Source organism: Rhodococcus sp. Leaf247, from assembly GCF_001426185.1.
Classification (GTDB): domain Bacteria; phylum Actinomycetota; class Actinomycetes; order Mycobacteriales; family Mycobacteriaceae; genus Rhodococcoides.
Genome location: NZ_LMRP01000003.1, coordinates 568232 through 588883, shown reverse-complemented (window position 1 = coordinate 588883; position 20652 = coordinate 568232). Strand labels below are relative to the sequence as shown.

21 protein-coding genes, 1 tRNA gene and 1 rRNA gene are annotated in these 20652 nt (G+C 67.3%); 20 read left to right on the top strand and 3 right to left on the bottom strand.

Features of this window, described 5'->3' with window-relative positions:
- Window positions 1-153 precede the first annotated feature (153 nt).
- The 19 genes from rrf (at window position 154) to ASG64_RS17935 (ending at window position 18001) form a co-directional block, all read left to right on the top strand.
- Window positions 154-270 (top strand): 5S ribosomal RNA (rrf, locus tag ASG64_RS18025).
- Between the two features lie 153 nt (window positions 271-423).
- On the top strand, window positions 424-1443 hold the full coding sequence (locus ASG64_RS18020) for a hypothetical protein (RefSeq protein WP_442971161.1): 1020 nt from the start codon (window positions 424-426) through the stop codon (window positions 1441-1443).
- Window positions 1440-2444 carry an HAD-IIA family hydrolase gene (locus ASG64_RS18015; RefSeq protein WP_056075007.1) on the top strand — a complete coding sequence of 335 codons (1005 nt, stop codon included), beginning with the start codon at window positions 1440-1442 and terminating at the stop codon, window positions 2442-2444. The genes ASG64_RS18020 and ASG64_RS18015 overlap by 4 nt, the downstream gene beginning before the upstream one ends.
- Window positions 2445-2538: 94 nt before the next feature.
- Window positions 2539-2808 (top strand): hypothetical protein, encoded by a 270-nt coding sequence (locus ASG64_RS18010; RefSeq protein WP_056075006.1) that lies wholly within the window; start codon window positions 2539-2541, stop codon window positions 2806-2808.
- 1 nt (window position 2809) lies between these two features.
- A complete protein-coding gene (locus ASG64_RS18005) occupies window positions 2810-3643 on the top strand; it encodes a TlyA family RNA methyltransferase (RefSeq protein ID WP_056075003.1) in 834 nt (277 codons plus the stop codon).
- Window positions 3640-4581 (top strand): NAD kinase, encoded by a 942-nt coding sequence (locus ASG64_RS18000; RefSeq protein ID WP_042573740.1) that lies wholly within the window; start codon window positions 3640-3642, stop codon window positions 4579-4581. Before ASG64_RS18005 ends, ASG64_RS18000 begins: the two co-directional genes overlap by 4 nt.
- Window positions 4582-4586: 5 nt before the next feature.
- Window positions 4587-6356, top strand: a complete 1770-nt coding sequence (gene recN, locus ASG64_RS17995; protein WP_056075000.1) for a DNA repair protein RecN — start codon at window positions 4587-4589, stop codon at window positions 6354-6356.
- Window positions 6357-6442: 86 nt separating this feature from the next.
- Window positions 6443-7627, top strand: a complete 1185-nt coding sequence (gene steA / locus ASG64_RS17990; protein ID WP_042573751.1) for a putative cytokinetic ring protein SteA — start codon at window positions 6443-6445, stop codon at window positions 7625-7627.
- Complete coding sequence (locus tag ASG64_RS17985; protein WP_156148815.1) at window positions 7624-8571, top strand: copper transporter; 948 nt, start codon at window positions 7624-7626, stop codon at window positions 8569-8571. The genes steA and ASG64_RS17985 overlap by 4 nt, the downstream gene beginning before the upstream one ends.
- A gap of 138 nt (window positions 8572-8709) precedes the next feature.
- Entirely contained in the window at window positions 8710-10482 is a 1773-nt protein-coding gene (locus ASG64_RS17980) for a CTP synthase (RefSeq protein ID WP_056074998.1), read from the top strand.
- Window positions 10483-10487: 5 nt separating this feature from the next.
- Entirely contained in the window at window positions 10488-11120 is a 633-nt protein-coding gene (locus ASG64_RS17975) for an NUDIX domain-containing protein (RefSeq protein ID WP_056074995.1), read from the top strand.
- Entirely contained in the window at window positions 11110-12036 is a 927-nt protein-coding gene (xerD, locus tag ASG64_RS17970; RefSeq protein ID WP_056074992.1) for a site-specific tyrosine recombinase XerD, read from the top strand. The genes ASG64_RS17975 and xerD overlap by 11 nt, the downstream gene beginning before the upstream one ends.
- Window positions 12037-12114: 78 nt before the next feature.
- Entirely contained in the window at window positions 12115-13074 is a 960-nt protein-coding gene (locus ASG64_RS17965; protein WP_056074989.1) for a ParA family protein, read from the top strand.
- A 53-nt stretch (window positions 13075-13127) separates the two neighbouring features.
- Window positions 13128-13940: a segregation and condensation protein A gene (locus ASG64_RS17960; RefSeq protein ID WP_231568617.1), complete on the top strand. Its 813-nt coding sequence runs from the start codon at window positions 13128-13130 to the stop codon at window positions 13938-13940.
- A complete protein-coding gene (gene scpB, locus ASG64_RS17955) occupies window positions 13937-14632 on the top strand; it encodes an SMC-Scp complex subunit ScpB (protein WP_042573732.1) in 696 nt (231 codons plus the stop codon). The genes ASG64_RS17960 and scpB overlap by 4 nt, the downstream gene beginning before the upstream one ends.
- An 8-nt stretch (window positions 14633-14640) precedes the next feature.
- Window positions 14641-15681 carry a pseudouridine synthase gene (locus ASG64_RS17950; RefSeq protein WP_082042943.1) on the top strand — a complete coding sequence of 347 codons (1041 nt, stop codon included), beginning with the start codon at window positions 14641-14643 and terminating at the stop codon, window positions 15679-15681.
- 26 nt (window positions 15682-15707) lie between these two features.
- Window positions 15708-16385 carry a (d)CMP kinase gene (gene cmk / locus ASG64_RS17945; protein WP_042573749.1) on the top strand — a complete coding sequence of 226 codons (678 nt, stop codon included), beginning with the start codon at window positions 15708-15710 and terminating at the stop codon, window positions 16383-16385.
- Entirely contained in the window at window positions 16382-17842 is a 1461-nt protein-coding gene (gene der / locus ASG64_RS17940; RefSeq protein WP_042573731.1) for a ribosome biogenesis GTPase Der, read from the top strand. The genes cmk and der overlap by 4 nt, the downstream gene beginning before the upstream one ends.
- A gap of 85 nt (window positions 17843-17927) precedes the next feature.
- Window positions 17928-18001 (top strand) — tRNA-Pro (locus tag ASG64_RS17935).
- Window positions 18002-18064: 63 nt separating this feature from the next.
- Here the strand turns inward: ASG64_RS17935 and ASG64_RS17930 are convergent.
- Window positions 18065-18577, bottom strand: coding sequence for a hypothetical protein (locus ASG64_RS17930; RefSeq protein WP_442971163.1), 513 nt, complete (start codon window positions 18575-18577; stop codon window positions 18065-18067).
- 80 nt (window positions 18578-18657) lie between these two features.
- On the bottom strand, window positions 18658-19392 hold the full coding sequence (locus ASG64_RS17925; RefSeq protein WP_200933492.1) for a hypothetical protein: 735 nt from the start codon (window positions 19390-19392) through the stop codon (window positions 18658-18660).
- 298 nt (window positions 19393-19690) lie between these two features.
- On the opposite strand from ASG64_RS17925, the gene ASG64_RS17920 reads away from it, so the two are divergent.
- A complete protein-coding gene (locus tag ASG64_RS17920) occupies window positions 19691-19987 on the top strand; it encodes a DUF3263 domain-containing protein (RefSeq protein WP_156388453.1) in 297 nt (98 codons plus the stop codon).
- 4 nt (window positions 19988-19991) lie between these two features.
- Here the strand turns inward: ASG64_RS17920 and ASG64_RS17915 are convergent, their stop codons facing one another.
- The gene (locus ASG64_RS17915) at window positions 19992-20600 is read right to left on the bottom strand and encodes a TetR/AcrR family transcriptional regulator (RefSeq protein WP_056074983.1); all 609 of its coding nucleotides are present in this window, start codon (window positions 20598-20600) and stop codon (window positions 19992-19994) included.
- Between the last annotated feature and the right edge of the window lie 52 nt (window positions 20601-20652).

Below are 20652 nucleotides of genomic sequence, written 5' to 3'. Positions count from 1 at the left end.
ACCACAAAGAAGCTACGCGTCCACTGTGCAGTATCTGAGACAACACACGAGTTGTTCAGCAGATAACTGAAACCCGCACCACAACCACCACACCACCCCTACGGGTGAATGTCGGTGGGAGTGTGTGCCTCGTGCTCTGTTGTTTCACAGAGTTTCGGTGGCCATAGCGGAGGGGAAACGCCCGGACCCATTCCGAACCCGGAAGCTAAGCCCTCCAGCGCCGATGGTACTGCACCCGACAGGGTGTGGGAGAGTAGGACACCGCCGAACAACTTTTGCCGAAAGGGGACCCATTCATTTGGGTCCCCTTTCGTGTTTCTGCAGTACATCCATGTCGGCACCCACTGTGCGAGTGCGGCATGATGACATCACCGGTGACGAGCGGTAGTGCTCGATCGCCGAACCGATCGAAAGGACCCACCCGTGCCGGAAGATCCGTCATCGGAAGGTCGGGCATCCGATCCGGACTCCCGTCCCCCTGCGCGTGACAGCCGACCGCCGGCACGCGACAACCGTGCGCCTCGCCGTGACAATTCCGGTGACCGCAGCTCGTTCCGGTCGTCCGGATCTCGCGGTGGCGAAAGGTCGGGCAGCCAGGACGACCGCCGGCATTCGGGCGATCGCCGACATGGTGCCGACCGTGGGCAGTCTCCGGATCGCGGTCGCGGACAGGGCGGTCAAGGAGCGCAGGGTGGCCCGCGCCGCCGCGGTGGTGAAGGCAGCTTCGGGCCGCGTGCCGGTGGTGGCCGCGGTCCCGACGCTCGCGCACCTCGCCCCGTCGAGCCCGATCTGCCGGACGATATCGATGCCAAGGATCTCGAGCCCGGAGTGCGCCGGGATCTACTGAGCCTCGACAAGAGCAATGCAGAAGCCGTTGCGCGACATATGGTCATGGTCAGTCGGCTCATCGGCGACGATCCCGCCGCCGCGCTGCTCCACGCACGTGCCGCCCGTCAGCGAGCCGGCCGTATCGCGGTAGTTCGTGAGACTGCAGGCATCGCCGCGTACCACGCAGGCGAATGGGCCGAAGCCTTGTCGGAGCTTCGGGCAGCACGGCGAATGGCAGGTGGACCCGGACTGCTGTCCGTCATGGCGGACTGCGAGCGCGGTCTCGGCCGGCCCGAGCGCGCGATCGAGCTCGGCCGCAGCGACGAGGCTCGCATGCTGACCGGAGACGACGCGTCCGAACTGCGGATCGTGGTTGCGGGTGCTCGGATGGACATGGGTCAGTACGACCAGGCAGTGGTGACGCTGCAGACGCCGGACCTCGAGGGGGATCGCACCGGATCGGCCGCGGCCCGGCTGTACTACGCGTATGCGGATGCCCTGGTCGCGGCGGGCCGTGCGGACGACGGAGTGCAGTGGTTTCTCCGAGCCGCAGGTGCCGACGTCGAGGGCGAGACGGATGCCGAAGATCGAGTGGACGAGCTGACCGGTCAGTGACCCGTCTGGCCGACGAGCACGACGCGCTGCTGCTGGACCTCGACGGAACGCTGTACCGAGGCCCTGACCCCATCGACGGCGCCGTCGATGTCCTGCGCGAATGTTCGTCGAAACTCTGCTACGTCACCAACAACGCCAGCAGGTCGCCCGCAGACGTCGCCCGTCACCTTCGGGACCTGGGCTTCGTCGCCCCGGAGGAATCCGTCGTGACCAGCTCACAGGCCGCGGGACGTCTCCTGGCTCGACTGTTGGCGCCGGGTTCCACTGTGCTGGTCGTCGGGACGGACGCGCTCGAGGCAGAGGTGAGCGCGGCCGGTCTGGTGCCGGTGCGTTCCGCCGATCCGACACCGGATGCCGTCGTACAGGGGCACAGTCCGGAGACCGGGTGGTCGAACATCGCCGAGGCGACCTATGCAGTACGGGCGGGTGCCCGATGGGTGGCCACGAATGCCGACACCAGTCTTCCGACCCCACGCGGTCTCGGCCCGGGCAACGGCGCCATGGTCGCTGCCGTTGCGGCGGCGACAGGTGCGCGGCCGACGGTCGCGGGCAAACCCGAAGCTCCGCTGATGAACGACGCGCTCGAGCGCAGCGGCTCGACGTCGCCGTTGGTGGTCGGAGATCGTCTGGACACCGATATCGCCGGTGCTAACGAGGTGGGTATTCCGTCGCTTCTCGTCCTCACCGGAGTCAGCACCGTGCCGGACGTGTTGGCCGCCGTACCCCACGAGCGACCCACCTACATCGCATCCTCGTTGTCCGCGCTGCTGGAGTCCTCGGCTGAATCACGGGTGCCGGGAGAGGACGAACCGTCGTCCTGGTCCGTGTCGGTGGACGGTTCGACGCTTCGACTCGACGGCGGACACGGATCCGACACGTCGGACGACTGGGTCTCCGTTCTGCGGCAGGTTCTGCCGAAGGTGTGGCGACTGGGCCCGTTCGAGTCGATCGAGGGTGCCTCGGGGGCTGCGGCCGACATCGTCGCGCACTGGACGTCCTGACGCGCAGGGAACCGACACCCCTGGCGTCGGCCCGGCTGCGGGACCGGAGACCGCGAACCGCTCACGTCGGATGCATCGGCTAGCGTTGTCGACGATGAGCACCCCCGTTCCACGCCCAGGACAACACCTCCCGTCGCACTCCGGTGCCGACGCGGTGGTCGTCGATCCCGGCGCTGTCCTGACCTCCGTCGACGCGCTCGTGGCGGAGGCCGACGAGGCAGCGGAGCAGCCCTTCGGCGAGGGAACCACGGATCCGCACGGACTGGTCACGCTGACGAGGCAGGCTCGGATCCTCGAGCGGGCGCACGACATCCTCGTCGACGCACTGTCCTCGGTGGACAACACGGCCGCAGGTAAGAACTGACGTGGCACGTCGCGCTCGAGTGGACGCCGAACTGGTCCGACGCGGTCTCGCGCGGTCTCGTGAACAGGCGTCGGAATTCATCGCGGCAGGCCGCGTCCTGATCGCCGGGACCGTCGCGACCAAGCCGGCCACGGCGGTCGAGGCGGGAACCCCGTTGCGAGTCGTCGACGTGTCCGACGAGGTGTCGTGGGCATCGAGAGGCGCACACAAACTGATCGGCGCTCTGAACGCGTTCGAACCCGCAGGACTGACGGTCGAGGGTGCTCGGTGCCTGGATGCCGGCGCGTCGACAGGCGGCTTCACCGACGTTCTGTTGTCCAAGGGCGCTCGTGAGGTCGTCGCGGTGGATGTCGGGTACGGGCAGCTGGTCTGGCGACTACGGACGGACGAGCGAGTGAACGTGCTCGATCGTACGAACGTCCGCAACATCGATGCCGAGGCCATCGGCGGACCGGTGGATCTGATCGTCGCGGATCTGTCGTTCATCTCTCTTGCCCTCGTTCTTCCGGCATTCGCAGCCTGCGCGCGGCCCGGGACGAGCATGGTCCCCATGGTGAAGCCGCAATTCGAAGTGGGGAAGGACCGCGTCGGTTCCGGCGGAGTCGTCAGGGATCCCGCGTTGCGCGCAGATGCCGTCCTGGGTGTCGCACGAGCTGCCGCCGCCCTCGGGCTCGTCACCGCGGGCGTGGCGCCCAGCCCTCTTCCCGGTCCGTCGGGGAATGTCGAGTACTTCCTGTGGTTGACGGTTCCGAGCCCGGGGGAGTCGGCGACCGATACCGATCCGGGGGCACTCGAACAACTCGTGGCCGATGCAGTGGAGAAGGGACCCCGATGAGCGACGACGTTCCGGAGCGCACCATCCTGGTCGTCGCCCATCCGGGCAGGCCCGACATCGAACAGACCGCGCAACGTGTGGCGAAGGTGTTCCACGAACATGGCATCGCGCTGCGGGTCCTCGTGGACGAACACGACTCGTCGCGTCTCGAGTCGACGTCGGGAATCGACGCTCTGTCGTCTCCGCAGTCGGATGTCTCCGTCGTAGAGTTCGGTCCGTCGGCGGCAGTGGGCTGCGAGCTGGTCCTGGTACTCGGCGGTGACGGAACGTTCCTGCGTGCAGCAGAGCTCGCTCGCGTCGCCTCCATTCCTGTCCTGGGCATCAACCTCGGGCGTATCGGTTTTCTCGCCGAGGCGGAGGCCGACGACCTCGAAGAGACGCTCGGGATGGTGGTGCGGCGCGAGTACCGAATCGAGCCGCGGATGACGTTGGACATCACGGTGCACGTGGACGGTGAGGTCATCGAGCGCGGGTGGGCACTCAACGAGGCGAGCATCGAAAACGGCTCCCGGCTTGGCGTGTTGGAGGTGGTGCTGGAGGTCGACGATCGTCCGGTGTCGTCCTTCGGTTGCGACGGCGTTTTGTTGTCGACGCCGACAGGGTCGACCGCCTACGCATTCTCGGCCGGTGGCCCCGTGGTGTGGCCCGAGCTCGAGGCCATCCTGGTGATCCCGAGCAATGCGCACGCACTGTTCGCGCGTCCGCTGGTCACCAGCCCCGAAAGTCATATCGCGGTCGAAACCTTCGACGGCGGTCACGACGCGGTGGTGTTCTGCGACGGCCGACGCACCATGCGCCTACCCGCCGGAGCCCGGGTCGAGGTGGTGCGAGGATGTGAGCCGATCAAGTGGATCAGGCTCGACTCGTCGCCGTTCGCCGACCGTCTGGTCCACAAGTTCGCCTTGCCGGTCACCGGCTGGCGGGGGAGGGTGACGTAACCCACGTGTTGTCCGAAATTCGAATCGACGGTCTGGGTGTCATCGCAGAGGCGACGGCATCGTTCTCCGAAGGACTCACGGTGCTCACCGGTGAGACCGGTGCCGGTAAGACGATGGTGGTCACCAGCCTGCACTTGCTCTCCGGTGCACGTGCCGACGCCGGCCGTGTGCGACTGGGCGCCGATCGCGCCGTCGTCGAGGGACGATTCACCACCGATCACGTCACCGATCAGGTTCGCGCCGACGTGGAGCAGCTCCTCGAGTCGACCGGCGGTCGCCGCGACGAGGACGACAGCATCATCGCGTTGCGCACCGTCGGAAGTGACGGACGCTCGCGAGCGCATCTCGGTGGGCGGAGCGTGCCTGCGGGCGTGCTGTCGGAATTCACCGGTTCCCTTCTGACTGTGCACGGACAGAACGACCAACTGCGTCTGCAACGCAGCGATCAGCAGCTCGCCGCGTTGGACCGGTTCGCCGCCGACACGATCGGGCCGCTGCTCGAGACCTACCGGACTCGCCGAGCGACCTGGATCGCCGCGGTCACCGAGCTTCGGGAACGCACCGAGAAGGCGCGCGAACTGGCACGGGAAGCCGATCAGCTGACCTTCGCCCTGAACGAGATCGACGCTGTCGCGCCCGAACCCCACGAGGATGCCGAGATCGCGGCAACCGTGCGCCGGCTCAGCGACCTCGATTCGCTGCGGGATGCCGCGGCCGGAGCGCAGACGGCGTTGACCGGCGGCGACGATCCGAGCGACGTCTCGGTCATGGCCCTGCTCGGCGAAGCTCGCGACCGCCTGGCCTCCACGGACGACGCGGCACTGGCCGCGGTGGGACCGCGGCTCGCGGAGGCCATCGCCGTGGTGACCGACGTGGGTGCGGAACTCACGTCGTACCTGGAGGGGCTTCCCGCCGACCCGGAGTCGCTGGATACTCTGCTCTCCCGCCAGGCCGAACTGAAGAACCTGACGCGGAAGTACGCCGCCGACGTGGACGGAGTGCTGGCCTGGGCGGACGACGCTCGCGAGCGACTGTCCGGTCTGGACGTCTCGGCCGATGCGGTCGCGGCACTGACGGAGCGCGTCACCACGACGGGAGCGGCGGCCGCGGAGACCGCCCACAAACTCACGGTGGCACGTACCAAGGCGGCGACGAAACTGTCCAAGGCCGTCAGTACCGAGCTCGCCGGACTTGCGATGGGCAAGGCCAAGCTCGAGGTCGAGGTCCGTCCACGGCCGGCCGGCCCGGACGACCGTGCCGCGCTGTCCGTCGGAGGTGAGAACAGGCACGCCGGGTCGTCCGGAACAGACGACATCGAGTTCCGACTGTCGGCACACAGCGGCGCCCAGTCGCTGCCGCTGAACAAGAGTGCGTCCGGAGGTGAACTGTCCCGGGTGATGCTGGCGCTCGAGGTCGTGCTGGCCCGCTCGGACACGGGCGCCACGATGGTCTTCGACGAGGTCGACGCCGGAGTGGGAGGCCGTGCGGCCGTCGAGATCGGTAAGCGGTTGGCGCGACTGGCCAGGACGCACCAGGTCATCGTCGTGACGCACCTCCCGCAGGTGGCGGCCTTCGCCGATACCCATCTGGTGGTGAACAAGACCGACGGCAAGCACGGCGGCCCGAACAGTGGAGTGCGGACTCTGTCCGATTCCGACCGCGTCGTGGAGTTGGCGCGGATGTTGGCCGGTCTCGACGACACCGAGACCGGTCGGGCGCACGCCGAGGAACTCCTGCGTACCGCGACGGCCGAGCGGGAGGCCGCTGCGACGTAGTGCTGGTGTGACTGATGTGAATGATGTGGTAGTTGTTACGGCGCGCCTCCGACTGTGCTGCCGTGTTGTTGTCCATCATCGAACACATGAAGATGCCGGCTCTGCTCTCGCGTAGTCATGACTCACTTCCCGGGGTCACGGGAATCGCTCGGGTCGATCGCTCCACGGCCAAGCTCCTCCGCCGTGTCGGTCCGGGTGACATCGTCGTTCTCGACGAACTCGACCTCGACCGGATCACCGCCGACCTGCTGGTGCAGGCCGGCGTGACGGCGGTGGTCAACGCGTCGGCGTCGATCTCCGGCCGTTACCCGAACCTCGGCCCCGAGGTGCTGGTCGCCAACGGCATCGAGCTGATCGACGAGGTCGGCTCGGACGTCTTCAAGAAGGTCAAGGACGGCTCGAAGATCCGTCTTCACGACGGGCACGTCTACACGGGGGAGCGACGACTCGCGTCGGGCACCGAGCAGACGGAAGCAGACATCTCGGATCGCATGATCGAGGCGAAGTCCGGTCTGATCGACCATCTGGAAGCGTTCTCCGGGAACACGATCGAATTCATCCGCACCGAGTCGCCGCTTCTGATCGACGGTGTCGGGGTCCCGGACGTCGACGTGGACATGACGGGTCGACACGTGGTGGTCGTCGCTCAGGGTGCGGACCACGTGGCGGATCTGAAGAGTCTCAAGCCCTTCATCAAGGAGTACTCGCCGATCCTGATCGGAGTCGGCGCCGGAGCCGATACGTTGTCCGAGGCCGGCTACCGTCCGGATCTCATCGTCGGTGACCCCGACGACGTCAGCAGTCGCACACTGAAGTCCGGCGCAGAGGTCGTTCTTCCCGCGGACTCCGACGGGCACGCCAAGGGGCTCGAACGCATCCAGGACCTCGGAATCGGCGCGATGACGTTCCCGGCCACGGGAACCCCTGCAGACCTCGCTCTGCTGCTCGCCGATCACCACGGAGCGTCGCTGATCGTCACGGTCGGGTGCGCCGCGTCGCTCGACGAATTCTTCGATGCCAGCAAGCGGGCCGACACTCCGTCCACCTTCATGACCCGGCTCAAGGTCGGTCCGAAGCTCGTCGACGCCAAGGCCATGGCGACGCTCTACCGCAGTCGGGTGTCCGGAGGCGCTGTGGCACTGCTGGTGCTCGCCGCTCTCATCGCGGTCATCGCTGCACTGGTGGTCACCAACGGAAGTGGCGCGACGCTGGACTGGGCGATCGAGACATGGAACAGCTTCGCCCTGTGGGTGCAGGGGCTGCTTCAGTGATTTCGCTTCGCCAACATGCCATTTCGTTGATCGCAGTCTTTCTCGCCTTGGCGGTCGGAGTGGTGCTGGGCTCGGGTCTGCTCTCGGGCCGGGTCCTGTCGGGTCTGCGCGACGACCGGGACGACCTGCAGACCGAAGTGAACGATCTGCAGTCGAGCAACAACGCACTGGGTGAACAACTGAACGCCGCGGACGGCTTCGATGCCGCCGTGGCGGGACGCGTCGTCGCCGGCAGCCTCGCCGATCGGTCCGTCGTCATCATCACCACCCCGGACGCGGATCCGGCCGACGTCGAGGGCGTCCAGCGCTCGGTCACCGACTCCGGCGCCTCGGTGACCGGCCGCGTCGGGCTCACCGAATCGTTCGTCTCGGCGGCCAGCGGCGACGACCTGCGTACCCGGTTGACCAACGTGGTTCCGGCCGGAGCGCAGCTGCGCACCGGGTCCGTCGATCAGGGCAGTCTGGCCGGGGATCTTCTCGGTACGGTCCTGCTGCTGAACGCGCAGACAGCACAGCCGCAGAGCACGCCCGAGGAGCTGGGGCTCGCCCTCGACACGCTGCGCGGCGGCGGATTCATCACCTACGACGACGGGGCTGTCGCTCCCGCCCAGCTCGCTGTCGTCGTGACGGGTACCGCGGCCGACTCCGGTGCCGACGGCAATCGCGGCGCCATCGTGGCCCGCTTCGCGGGTGCGCTGGATTCGCGCGGTGCCGGCACGGTCCTCGCGGGAAAGCCGGGATCCGCCGAGGGCAGCGGTCCTATCGCCGTCGTCCGATCGGATGCGGCGTTGGCAGCGGGCACCAGCACCGTCGACAACGTGGAGAGGATCTCCGGGCGGATCACCGTCGCGCTCGCTCTGGGCGAGCAGCTCGGCGGCGGAGCCGGCCGGTACGGAACCGGCCCGGGTGCCACAGCGGTGACGGTCGGCGCGGCTCCCAACTGACGGCTGTTCCGCGTGGTGTCGCCCTGAACGGCGAAGAGGTGTTACCGTGAAGTCCCGTGGGTCGGCAGCAACCGAACCACTCGATGTTCAGCGAATTCTTCGCCGTCACCATCGGGTCGCACCGTCACGGGAGTCTCTTTGCAGTCACGCATTCATTCGCGGGCCGACATCAAGCACATCTTCGTCAGCGGCGGAGTCGCGTCGTCGCTCGGCAAGGGGCTCACGGCCTCGAGCCTCGGTCAGCTCCTCACATCGCGCGGACTCCGCGTCACGATGCAGAAGCTCGACCCCTACCTGAACGTCGATCCTGGAACGATGAACCCGTTCCAGCACGGCGAGGTCTTCGTCACCGAGGACGGCGCCGAGACCGATCTGGACGTCGGCCATTACGAGCGCTTCCTCGACCGTGACCTGTCCGGCTACGCCAACGTGACCACCGGCCAGGTGTACTCCACGGTGATCGCCAAGGAACGACGCGGCGAGTACCTGGGCGACACGGTCCAGGTCATCCCGCACATCACCGACGAGATCAAGGCCCGCATCCTCGCGATGCGTGGACCCGACCTGCAGGGCCAGGAACCCGACGTGGTCATCACCGAGATCGGCGGCACCGTCGGCGATATCGAGTCGCAGCCGTTCCTCGAGGCCGCGCGCCAGGTGCGCCACGACGTCGGCCGTCAGAACGTCTTCTTCCTCCACGTCTCGCTGGTTCCGTTCCTCGCTCCCTCCGGTGAGCTCAAGACCAAACCCACCCAGCATTCCGTCGCGGCGTTGCGCAGCATCGGCATTCAGCCCGACGCGCTGATCCTGCGCTCGGATCGCGATGTGCCGCAGGGCCTCAAGGCCAAGATCGCGCTCATGTGCGACGTGGACGTCGACGGCTGCATCTCCACCCCCGACGCACCGTCGATCTACGACATCCCCAAGGTTCTCCACGGCGAGGGCCTGGACGCGTATGTCGTTCGGCAACTGGGACTTCCGTTCCGCGACGTCGACTGGACCGTCTGGGGAAACCTGCTCGAGCGTGTGCACCAGCCGCGCGAGACGGTGCGTGTCGCGCTGGTGGGCAAGTACGTCGACCTCCCCGACGCGTACCTGTCGGTCACCGAGGCGCTTCGCGCGGGCGGTTTCGCCAACCGGGCGAAGGTCGAGTTGGTGTGGGTCCAGTCCGACGACTGTGACACCGCGGCCGGTGCGAAGCTCGCGCTCGCCGACATCGACGCCGTCGTGATCCCCGGCGGATTCGGTATCCGCGGCATCGAGGGCAAGCTCGGCGCGATCACCCACGCCCGCACCCAGAAGATCCCGACGCTCGGTCTGTGCCTCGGCCTGCAATGCATGGTCATCGAGGCGGCCCGTTCCGTCGGCCTCACCGATGCGAACTCGGCGGAATTCGAACCCGACACCACGCAGCCCGTCATCTCGACGATGGCCGATCAGGAACAGGCCGTCGCCGGCGAAGCCGACCTGGGCGGAACAATGCGTCTCGGCGCGTACCCGGCCACTCTCGCCAAGGGGTCCGTCGTCGCCCAGGCGTACGGCAGCGAGTCCGTGTCGGAACGTCACCGTCACCGCTACGAGGTCAACAACAGCTACCGCGACCGCATCGCGGACAGTGGCCTGCAGTTCAGTGGCACCTCGCCGGACGGTCACCTGGTGGAGTTCGTCGAACTACCGAAGACGGCGCACCCGTTCTTCGTCGGAACGCAGGCGCATCCCGAGCTCAAGAGTCGCCCGACGCGTCCGCATCCGCTGTTCGCATCGTTGATCTCCGCAGCACTGTCGTACAAGTCCGAGGAACGCCTCCCCGTCGACGTGCATTACGACGACAAGGGTGCCGGCGATCAGAAGACCGGAAGCCAGGGCGAGGTGCCGGTCGACGGCTCCCCGGCCACCGCGACGAAGGGCTGACCGACATGAGTGATCGGCACGAGTTCGAGATCCTCGATTCCCGCGTCGAGTACGAGGGAGCGATTCTCGCGCTGCGACTCGATCAGGTGGCGATGCCCGGTGGTCGAACTGCCGAGCGCGAGGTGATCGAGCATCACGGCGCCGTCGCCGTGGTCGCGCTGGATGCCGAGGAACGCATCGTGCTGATCAGTCAGTACCGACACCCACTGGGACGTCGGTTGCTCGAGCTGCCCGCCGGGTTGCTCGACGAGCCGGGGGAGGACCCGGTCGATGCCGTCAAGCGTGAACTGACGGAGGAGACGGGGCTCGCTGCCGAGACGCTGTCACTCCTCGTCGATGTCGCCGCGTCGCCGGGCTTCACCGACGAAACGGTGCGGATTTTCCTGGCCGAAGGCCTCACGGAAGTTCAGCAGCCCGAAGCCCACGACGAGGAAGCGGACATCGAACTGGTGCGCGTCCCCGTCGACGAGGCGGTGACTCGCGTCTTCAGCGGCGAGATCGTCAATGCGTCCGCTGTCGCCGGCATTCTCGCGGTGGCTGCGATGCGGTCGCGGTCGGTTCCGCTGCGGCCGAGCGACGCGCCGTGGCGTGACCGACCGACGGCCTTCGACCAGCGCAAGGGTGCGAGTGGGAGCTGACTCGCCCGGCGAGGTGATCGCGACGTACCTCGATCATCTCGCCGTCGAGCGCGGGTCCGCTCGCAACACGATCACGTCCTATCGGCGTGATCTGTCGCGGTACGCGAGCTATCTCGGCGAGCTGGGGCGCGACAGTATCCGCGACGTGACAGAGGTGGACGTCGCGGACTTCGTGACCGCACTGCGGCTGGGAAACGAGTTCTTCCCACCGCTGGCGGCGAGTTCGTCGGCGCGCACCGTCATCGCGGTGCGGGGCGTACATCGGTTCGCTCTCGCGGAAGGGATCGTCGAGGTCGACGTCGCGTCCGGGGTCAAACCGCCCACGCCGGGTCGGCGGTTGCCGAAGTCGCTCCCGGTGGACCAGGTGTTCGCACTGCTCGACGCAGTGTCCGGCGAGGCCGCCGACACCCCGCGCGGCTTGCGGGATCGGGCGTTGCTGGAACTGCTGTACTCGACCGGCGCGCGTATCTCCGAGGCCGTCGGACTCGATGTGGACGACATCGACGCAGAATCGCGCTCGGTCGTCCTCCGAGGCAAGGGCAGCAAGGAACGCGTCGTTCCGATCGGCCGCCCGGCGATCGACGCTGTCGACGCATACCTGGTGCGTGGCCGGCCGTCGTTGATCTCGCGGAGTACTCCGGCGTTACTGCTCAACGTCCGCGGCGGCCGCCTGTCGCGTCAGAGCGCCTGGCAAGTCCTGCAGACCGCGGCCGAGCGCGCCGGGATCGGAGCCAGCGTCTCTCCTCACACGTTGCGACATTCCTTCGCGACGCATCTTCTCGACGGCGGCGCGGACGTGCGTGTGGTGCAGGAACTTCTGGGCCACGCCTCCGTGACCACGACGCAGATCTACACGCTGGTCACCGTCACGACGCTGCGCGAAGTGTGGGCCGAGGCGCATCCGCGCGCACGGTAGCGTGTCGCACGAAGCTTCCGCCCGTAGGCGGTAGCGTTCAGGCGAGAACCGGCAGTACGAGGTCAGGATGGAGGTCCAGTGGTGTCAGCGGCGCACGACGACGGAGCACTCTTCCGCACTCGTCAGCCCGAGCCGGACCGTTCGACTGCGACGGATCCGTCGGGCATCGGCCCGACCGGCCGCCCGTATCGCGACATCCCGGCCCCCCGACCGCTGACGTCGCACGGACCCGCGACCGTGATCGCGATGTGTAATCAGAAGGGTGGGGTGGGCAAGACCACCTCGACCATCAACCTCGGGGCCTCGCTCGCGGAGTACGGCCGACGGGTCCTACTCGTCGACCTCGACCCCCAGGGCGCGCTGTCCGCGGGGCTGGGCGTCCCGCACCACGAGCTCGACCTGACCGTGCACAACCTCCTCGTCGAACCGCGCGTCGCGATCGACGATGTCCTGATGCGCACCCGCGTCGAGGGTATGGATCTGCTGCCCAGCAACATCGATCTGTCGGCCGCGGAGATCCAGCTGGTCACCGAGGTCGGTCGCGAACAGACGCTGGGGCGGGTGCTGCATCCGATCCTCGACCGCTACGACTACGTCCTGATCGACTGCCAGCCGTCGCTGGGTCTGTTGACCGTCAATGCCCTGGCGTGCGCCGATTCCGTCCTCATTCCGATGGAATGCGAATACTTCAGCCTCCGCGGTCTGGCGTTGCTCAACGACACCGTCGACAAGGTGCGCGATCGCCTCAACCCGCGTCTCACGCTCGAGGGCATCGTCGTGACGATGTTCGACGCTCGCACCCTGCATTCACGTGAGGTCATGAACCGGGTCGTCGAGGTCTTCGGCGACGTCGTGTTCGACACCGTCATCACCCGGACGGTTCGTTTCCCCGAGACCAGCGTCGCCGGCGAGCCGATCACCACGTGGGCGCCGAAATCGGCCGGCGCGGATGCGTACCGTTCACTCGCCCGCGAGGTCATCCATCGGGACACCTCGCCTCAGCACATGCCGTCGCACAACTCGTCCCCCCAGAGTTGACCGATACAGAGTTGACCGATACAGAATTGACCGACACGACAACGACCCGAGTCGTGTCGTCCGACGCAGATGCGGTGGTGCCGGCGGGGTTCCGGGTACGGCTGACCAATTTCGAGGGCCCGTTCGACCTCCTGCTCACTCTCATCGGTCAGCACCGGCTCGACGTCACCGAGGTCGCTCTGCACGTGGTGACCGACGACTTCATCGCGTACACCCGCGAGATGGGGTCGGAGATGGGTCTGGATCAGACCACCGAATTCCTGGTCGTCGCCGCGACCCTGCTCGACCTCAAGGCTGCTCGGTTGCTGCCGTCCGGGGAAGTGGACGATGCGGAGGATCTCGCCCTTCTCGAGGTGCGCGATCTGCTGTTCGCCCGGTTGCTCCAGTACCGGGCCTACAAGCAGGTGGCCCAACTCTTCGGAGAACTCGAGAAGGCTGCACTGCGTCGGTATCCGCGGTCGGTGGCGCTCGAGGACGGATTCGCCGAGCTGCTTCCCGAAGTGCTGCTCGGCGTGGACCCGCGTCGATTCGCTGAGATCGCCGCCGCCGCGTTCCAGCCGCGCGAGATACCGACCGTCGGTCTGGACCATCTGCACGCATCGTCGGTGTCCGTCCCGGAGCACGCCCGCACCATTCTGGCGTTGCTCCGTGATCGCGGCGCGGGAGAGTGGGCGACCTTCGGTGATCTCGTGCTCGACTGCGAGGTCACGGTCGAGTACGTGGCACGATTCCTTGCCCTGCTCGAGCTGTACCGCGAGAAAGCGGTGGCGTTCGATCAACCCGAGGCGCTGGGGGATCTCCGGGTGACCTGGACCGGAGACGACGTCGGGCAGATGGACGTCGCCACGATGGAGGATTACGGATGAGCATCGAGCCGGACGACACGGCAGTCCAGTCCGACGAGCCGGACGAGGTGTCTGAGGTCGAGCTACGAGCAGCGTTGGAGTCGGTGCTCTTGGTGGTCGACAGTCCGGCATCGGTCTCACAACTGTCCTCCGCGCTCGGGTGTGACGAAGCCCGCATCGGCGCCGCCCTGGTCGAGATGGCCGCCGACTACACCGCCCGCGGAAGCGGCATCGACCTGCGCTTCGCCGGAGACGGATGGCGCTTCTACACGCGCGCGGAGTACGCGCCGTACGTCGAGCGACTGCTCCTGGACGGTGCCCGGTCGAAGCTGACGCGCGCGGCATTGGAAACCCTCGCCGTGATCGCCTATCGTCAACCGGTTACCCGCGCACGTGTGAGTGCAGTGCGCGGAGTGAATGTGGACGGCGTGATGCGGACTCTCCTCGCGAGAGGTCTCATCGCCGAAGCGGGTCCGGACCCGGATTCGGCGGCGACGCAGTACGTCACCACGGAAATGTTTCTCGAGCGGTTGGGGTTGGCGTCACTGTCCGACCTCCCCGAGCTTGCTCCGCTGCTTCCGGGCGTGGACATGATCGACGACATCGAAGGCAGCATGGACACCGATCCACGGGTCCTGCGCGCCGAGCGTCGACGAGAGAACACCGAGTCGAACTCGACCATCGAGTTCGGCACCGACAACACAGACGAATAGGTAACAACGTGAACGACTCCGCTCGCCGTGATGGCACACCGGACCGGGACGAGACTCCCGAGGGCTCGCCCGAACGTAAGAAGAAGCGTCCCAACAAGAAGGTCGCCGCCGCTGCGTACACCAAGCGCACGGAGGGCCGTAAGCCCGGCGGGAAGTCGGGATATCCCCGTCTGGCCCCCAAGAATTCCGCGGCCGCGAAGGCCGGCAAGAAGCCGAAGCCGGAGCGCAAGACGACCGCCGCTCCGACCATCAGCAACGCCAAGCCCGCCCGCCATCAGCACACCGACAACTCCCCGCGCCCGCATGTGGCGCCCGAGGACGGCGTGCGGTTGCAGAAGGTGCTCGCCCAGGCCGGGGTGGCCTCGCGCCGCGCGGCCGAGCAGCTGATCGACGAGGGTCGGGTCGAGGTGGACGGTCGCATCGTGCGCGAGCAGGGCGTCCGGGTCGATCCCGAGGTCGCCGTGGTGCGTGTCGACGGCACCCGCGTCGTCATCAAGGCCGACCTGGTCCACATCGCCCTGAACAAGCCGCGCGGATGGCAGTCCACGATGTCGGACGACCTCGGTCGACCGTGCATCGGCGACATCGTCTCCGAGCGGGTGCAAGCAGGTCAGCGTCTCTTCCACGTCGGACGCCTCGACGCCGACACCGAGGGACTGATCCTCCTCACCAACGACGGCGACCTGGCACACCGCCTGATGCACCCGTCGTTCGAGGTGTCCAAGACGTACCTCGCCACCGTGCAGGGTGTCCTCGACCGCGACGCAGGAAAGAAGCTGCGCTCCGGAGTCGAGCTCGACGACGGTCCCGCCAAGGTGGACTCCTACGCGGTGCTCGACGTCAACGAAGGCAAGACGCTGGTCAAGGTGGTCCTCCACGAGGGCCGCAAGCACATCGTCCGCCGGTTGTTCGACGAGGTGGGGTACCCGGTCAAGCGGCTGGTGCGCACCGACATCGGTGCCGTCGCCCTCGGTGATCAGCGACCGGGAACGCTGCGCGTCCTCGGCCGCGGCGAGGTCGGCAGCCTGTACGGGGCGGTGGGCCTGTGACCGCCGGCGATCGCCTGATCGTGGCGATGGACGGCCCGTCCGGTACCGGCAAGTCGTCGGTGTCGCGGATGCTCGCGTCCCGGCTGGACGCGTCGTACCTCGATACCGGAGCGATGTACCGGGCCGCGACCGTGTGGGTTCTGAAGAACGACGTCGATCCGTCCGACGCGGACGCCGTTGCCGCCGTCACCGACACTCTCGACCTGACCATCGGGACCGATCCGTCCGGTGAGAGTGTCCGGGTATCGGGGGAGGACGTCACGGGACCCATCCGTGGCGACGCAGTCACCGCGGCCGTCTCGGCCGTGTCGGCGGTACCCGCAGTGCGTGACAGACTCGTCGCCCTGCAGCGCGACATCGCGGAGTCCGCTGGGCGCATCGTCGTCGAGGGCCGAGACATCGGCACCGTCGTCCTGACGGACGCCCACATCAAGATCTATCTCACGGCGTCGGCGGAGACACGGGCCGCACGACGCAACGACCAGAACGTCGCCGAAGGCCGTGGTGACGACTACGCCGCCGTCCTCGCCGACGTGCAGCGACGCGACCACGCCGACTCCACGCGCGTGATGTCGCCTCTGCGCCCCGCCGACGACGCGGTCACCGTCGATACCAGCGACCTGGGCAAGGACGCTGTCATCGACGAGCTCCTCCGCCTGGTCACCGAACTCCCGTCCGATGCCCCGGAAGGAGCACGATCATGAGCGACGACACCTTCGACACGACCCGGGTCTTCACGGCCGACGCCACCGAGGTCTTCGCATCCGACGGCATCTGGTCCGAGGAATCCGACTGGGAGGGCCTCGATTTCGACGACGACGGTGACGCCGAGGCCGAGATCGCCGTCCCGACACTGGCAGTGGTGGGACGGCCCAACGTCGGCAAATCGACGCTCGTGAACCGCATCATCGGCCGTCGTGAAGCGGTGGTCGAAGACGTGCCCGGCGTGACGCGTGACCGCGTCTCGTACGAGGCGAACTGGGCCGGACGCCGATTCATGGTGCAGGACACCGGTGGCTGGGAGCCGGACGCGAAGGGGATGCAGCAGTCCATCGCCCGTCAAGCAGAGATGGCCATGCAGACCGCCGACGCGATCCTGCTGGTGGTCGACGCCGTCGTCGGCGCCACCGCGACCGACGAGGCCGTGGCCCGCGTTCTGCGTCGATCGAAGACTCCGGTCATCCTCGTGGCCAACAAGGTCGACGACGAGCGGACCGAGTCCGAGGCCGCACTCCTGTGGTCCCTCGGCCTCGGAGAGCCCCGCCCGGTCAGCGCGACCCACGGCCGCGGTACCGGCGACCTGCTCGACGACGTCCTGGCGGTGCTGCCGGAGACACCTCGCGAAGGCACCGGTGTCGCCGGACCCCGTCGCGTCGCCCTGGTGGGCAAGCCGAACGTGGGTAAGTCCAGCTTGCTGAACAAGCTCACCGGCGACGAGCGTTCGGTCGTCCACGACGTCGCCGGCACGACCGTCGACCCGGTCGACTCACTGGTCGAACTGGGCGGAAAGGTCTGGCGCTTCGTCGACACCGCCGGCCTGCGCAAGCGCGTCAGTCACGCCAGCGGTGCCGAGTTCTACGCCTCGCTGCGGACGAAGGGTGCGATCGACGCCGCGGAAGTCGCGATTCTGCTGCTCGATGCGTCCGAGGTCATCTCGGAGCAGGACCTGCGGGTGCTGTCGATGGTGGCCGATGCAGGTCGCGCCCTGGTGATCGCGTTCAATAAGTGGGACCTCGTCGACGACGATCGCCGCGGCCAGCTCGAGAAGGAGATCGACCGCGATCTCATGCGCGTGCCGTGGGCTCAGCGCGTGAACGTCTCGGCCAAGACCGGTCGCGCCGTCCAGAAGCTCGTTCCGGCACTCGAGACGTCCCTCGCGTCGTGGGACAAGCGCATCTCGACCGGTCAGCTCAACTCGTGGCTGAAGGAGGTCGTCGCCGCCACACCGCCGCCGATGCGCGGCGGTCGCCTTCCGCGTGTCATGTTCGCAACGCAGGCAGGGACGCGCCCGCCGACGTTCGTCCTGTTCACGACGGGCTTCCTCGAGGCGGGCTACCGACGGTTCCTCGAGCGTCGCCTGCGTGAGGAGTTCAACTTCGACGGCAGTCCGGTGCGCATCTCGGTGCGTATCCGTGAGAAGCGGGACCGCAAGAAGAAGTAGGGGACTGCCCCGGTGGTGCTGCTGAGGCGATTGGCGTCCAGCGTCGCCACTGGGGTAGTGTTTCCTCGTTCCCTTCGGGGGATTGCGGGCTGTGGCGCAGCTTGGTAGCGCACCTGACTGGGGGTCAGGTGGTCGCAGGTTCAAATCCTGTCAGCCCGACAATGAATGGCCTCGGACACTGTCCGAGGCCATTCTTGTCTGTTCGTCGAGTGCGGTGCGTCGTCAGCTCCCGAACGGTGCTGCTGCGGGTCCGACGGGGTAGGCCGCGACGTTCATGGTCACGTCGCCGTTGCACGGGCCGCCCGTGATCGTGGTGGTCCAGGCTCCGGTGAAGGTTCCGTCCGGCTGCGGGGTGTAGTACGCCTCGGAATGCGCCGGCGCGTAGACCTTCTCGACCCCTTCGCCCATATAGCAGTCCCACTGCCAGTCGTAGACGTGCACCCAGCTCGTCCCGTTCCAGGTGTAGACGGGCGGCTGGGGGAGGGTCGCATTCTTCGGTGCCGGTCCGCCCGTCACCACAGCGCTGCAGGTCCCGCCCAAGCACATCGATGTGAAGGTGTAGGTGTCGGAGAAGTCCGGCTCACCCTGTCGCGCGGCGAGGCTGGTGCCGGTCTTGCTCGCGGCGGATCGCTCGAGCGAGTACCGGCCGTTCCAAGCGGGCTCCGCCGCACCTGCGGGAGCCGTGGCGACCAGGCCGCCACCGACGATCATGGACACTGCGGTCAGGGCGAGCATCGTGGTCCGTCGTCTCATGAGCGTCACGTTATCGCCTGTGATGCCTGATCCGTCGGGTTACGCCGTCGACCGGTTGCGGGTCAGCGGATCCCGAGAATGGTGTCGAGAAGTGACGGCACCTGCGGCATCGGCACGATCGACGGGGCCGTGAGATCGAACGGAGTCAGTGCTGTCAGGACGTCGTCGCTCTGGTCCGCCGGTCCGCCGTAGGTGTTCGAGGCGACGGTCCATCCGGGGCCGATCGAGGCCGAGGCCACCACGCTGGAGCTGTCGTCGGCCCATCCCCACTTGGTTCCGGTGGCGCCCGGGAGCAGGCCGGTGCCCCAGTTCTGGGCGGTTCCGTCCGCGGCTACCGGTTGCGCCGTCGTCATCCAGCCGAGGACGGGGCTGGCCGGATCCGTGCGCTTCTTGGTGTCGAGGAAACGGACCGTGTCCGCGGTGCTGGTGTAGGAGTCACCCCAGAAACTTCCGCGTGAGGTGGACGTCAGGTCGTATTCGGCTGCTGCGGAATCGATGGCGCTCGGGTATTTCGCGTCGAGTTGCGATGCCGCCCCGTCGTCACTGGCCTGGATCATCCGTGCTGCGAGATCCCGGTCCTCCTGCGAGGAGTCACCGCGCCGCAGGGCGTAGTCCGCGATGTAGAGCTTGACCGTGGACAGGCCCGGACGCGCGTCGTTCTCGTTGGCCGTGCCCACATGGACACCGGTGGACGAGGTGTACGACAGCGAGGTGCGACTCGGGACTGCGTCGAGATCTCCCGGGCCGAGCAGCGGAGCCGCCTGTGCGGGTGACGCGACGGCCAGGAGTGCAGCCATGCCCGCCAGCGGTACGGCAAGCCGCCGCAGGTGTCGTCCTCGTCGTGTCGTGCTGCAGCCGCTCATCGCCATGCCCCTTGCATCCCCGTGCCGTCGACGGACGACTGTTCCACCCGTGAATCTATGGGTGCGCGAACACTTGTCGCGTCTCGCCGGTCGATGTCGTGTTCGTTATCACACATGGTTCGGAGCCGGAGATGTCTCCGATGACCGATCTCGCTGAGAAGAATCTGTGACTACTCGGCGTGTTCACCGAACCGCCATCGAGTTGTCGGTCCGATGGGCAATACTTTCCGACGTGACGCGCACTCCCTTTCCCGCTGCCTCCCGGTCGACGACGCCCGGCGCAGCAACGATGTCGTCCGATCCGACTGCTCCGTCGGACGACGATCTCGCCATGATCGCTTTTCTCCGACGCTGGTACGTCTACGGCGGCGGCCGAGCCGAGGACATCCTCGTGGAGTTCGGCATCGCCCCTGTCGACTACTTCGCCAGGGTCCGGACCCTGCTCGAGACCGGCAGTCCAGTGACCGACCGCACGGTGTCGGACGGAATGTTGGCCGTGTGCCGCAAGCGACTCTGGTTGGGCCAGTAGAGAATCAACGAACCTCGAGCGTGTCGGCCGTCTGACGGGCGAACCACGCTTCCCATCGGTCGCCGGTCCACGACCGCTCGCCGGTCAGTCTGAGCCACACCGACCGGGACGCCAGGATCCACAGCGCGTCGGTCATGTGATCGGCCGGTGGAACTCCGAGCACCAATCCGCCGGCCCACCGCACCTCGTCCCATCGTGTGCGCTCACGTTCGGCCAGGCGCGTGGCGGCGACCGGGTCCATCACGGCTGCCTCGTCGAGGACGTGTTGGATCGCGGCCGACCTCTCGTGAGCTCCGCGCAGCCATCGGGCAGCCGCTGCGACGCGTGTCATCGGATCGCCGTCGGCCATGGCGCGATACTCCGGGAGTTCCCGCACGGCGACGTATCGGCCGTCGGACAGTGCGGCGTCGATGCAGGCGTCGAGAAGCGCCAGTTTGCCCTCGAAGCCGGCGTAGACGGTCTGCCGAGTGAGCCCGGCGGCGGACGCGACGTCGGCCATGGTGGTCCCGGCCCACCCGCGTCGGAGGAACGAGTCGGTGGCCGCTGCGACGACCGCGTCGCGACTGGCCCGCGCACGCTCGGCGCGCACGTCTGACGTATAGGTCCTCGGCATCGATCAAGTGTAGACAGGTTTGATCTTACGCCGTGTAATGTGAATTACGACG

Coding starts and splice junctions, on each gene's coding strand:
- ASG64_RS18000 (WP_042573740.1), top strand. CDS start 3,640: ATGAGCGACGACGTTCCGGAGCGCACCATCCTGGTCGTCGCCCATCCG.
- ASG64_RS17925 (WP_200933492.1), bottom strand. CDS start 19,392: ATGGCTGCACTCCTGGCCGTCGCGTCACCCGCACAGGCGGCTCCGCTG.
- der (WP_042573731.1), top strand. CDS start 16,382: ATGAGCGACGACACCTTCGACACGACCCGGGTCTTCACGGCCGACGCC.
- scpB (WP_042573732.1), top strand. CDS start 13,937: ATGAGCATCGAGCCGGACGACACGGCAGTCCAGTCCGACGAGCCGGAC.
- cmk (WP_042573749.1), top strand. CDS start 15,708: ATGGACGGCCCGTCCGGTACCGGCAAGTCGTCGGTGTCGCGGATGCTC.
- ASG64_RS18010 (WP_056075006.1), top strand. CDS start 2,539: ATGAGCACCCCCGTTCCACGCCCAGGACAACACCTCCCGTCGCACTCC.
- ASG64_RS17915 (WP_056074983.1), bottom strand. CDS start 20,600: ATGCCGAGGACCTATACGTCAGACGTGCGCGCCGAGCGTGCGCGGGCC.
- ASG64_RS17975 (WP_056074995.1), top strand. CDS start 10,488: ATGAGTGATCGGCACGAGTTCGAGATCCTCGATTCCCGCGTCGAGTAC.
- steA (WP_042573751.1), top strand. CDS start 6,443: ATGAAGATGCCGGCTCTGCTCTCGCGTAGTCATGACTCACTTCCCGGG.
- ASG64_RS17930 (WP_442971163.1), bottom strand. CDS start 18,577: ATGCTCGCCCTGACCGCAGTGTCCATGATCGTCGGTGGCGGCCTGGTC.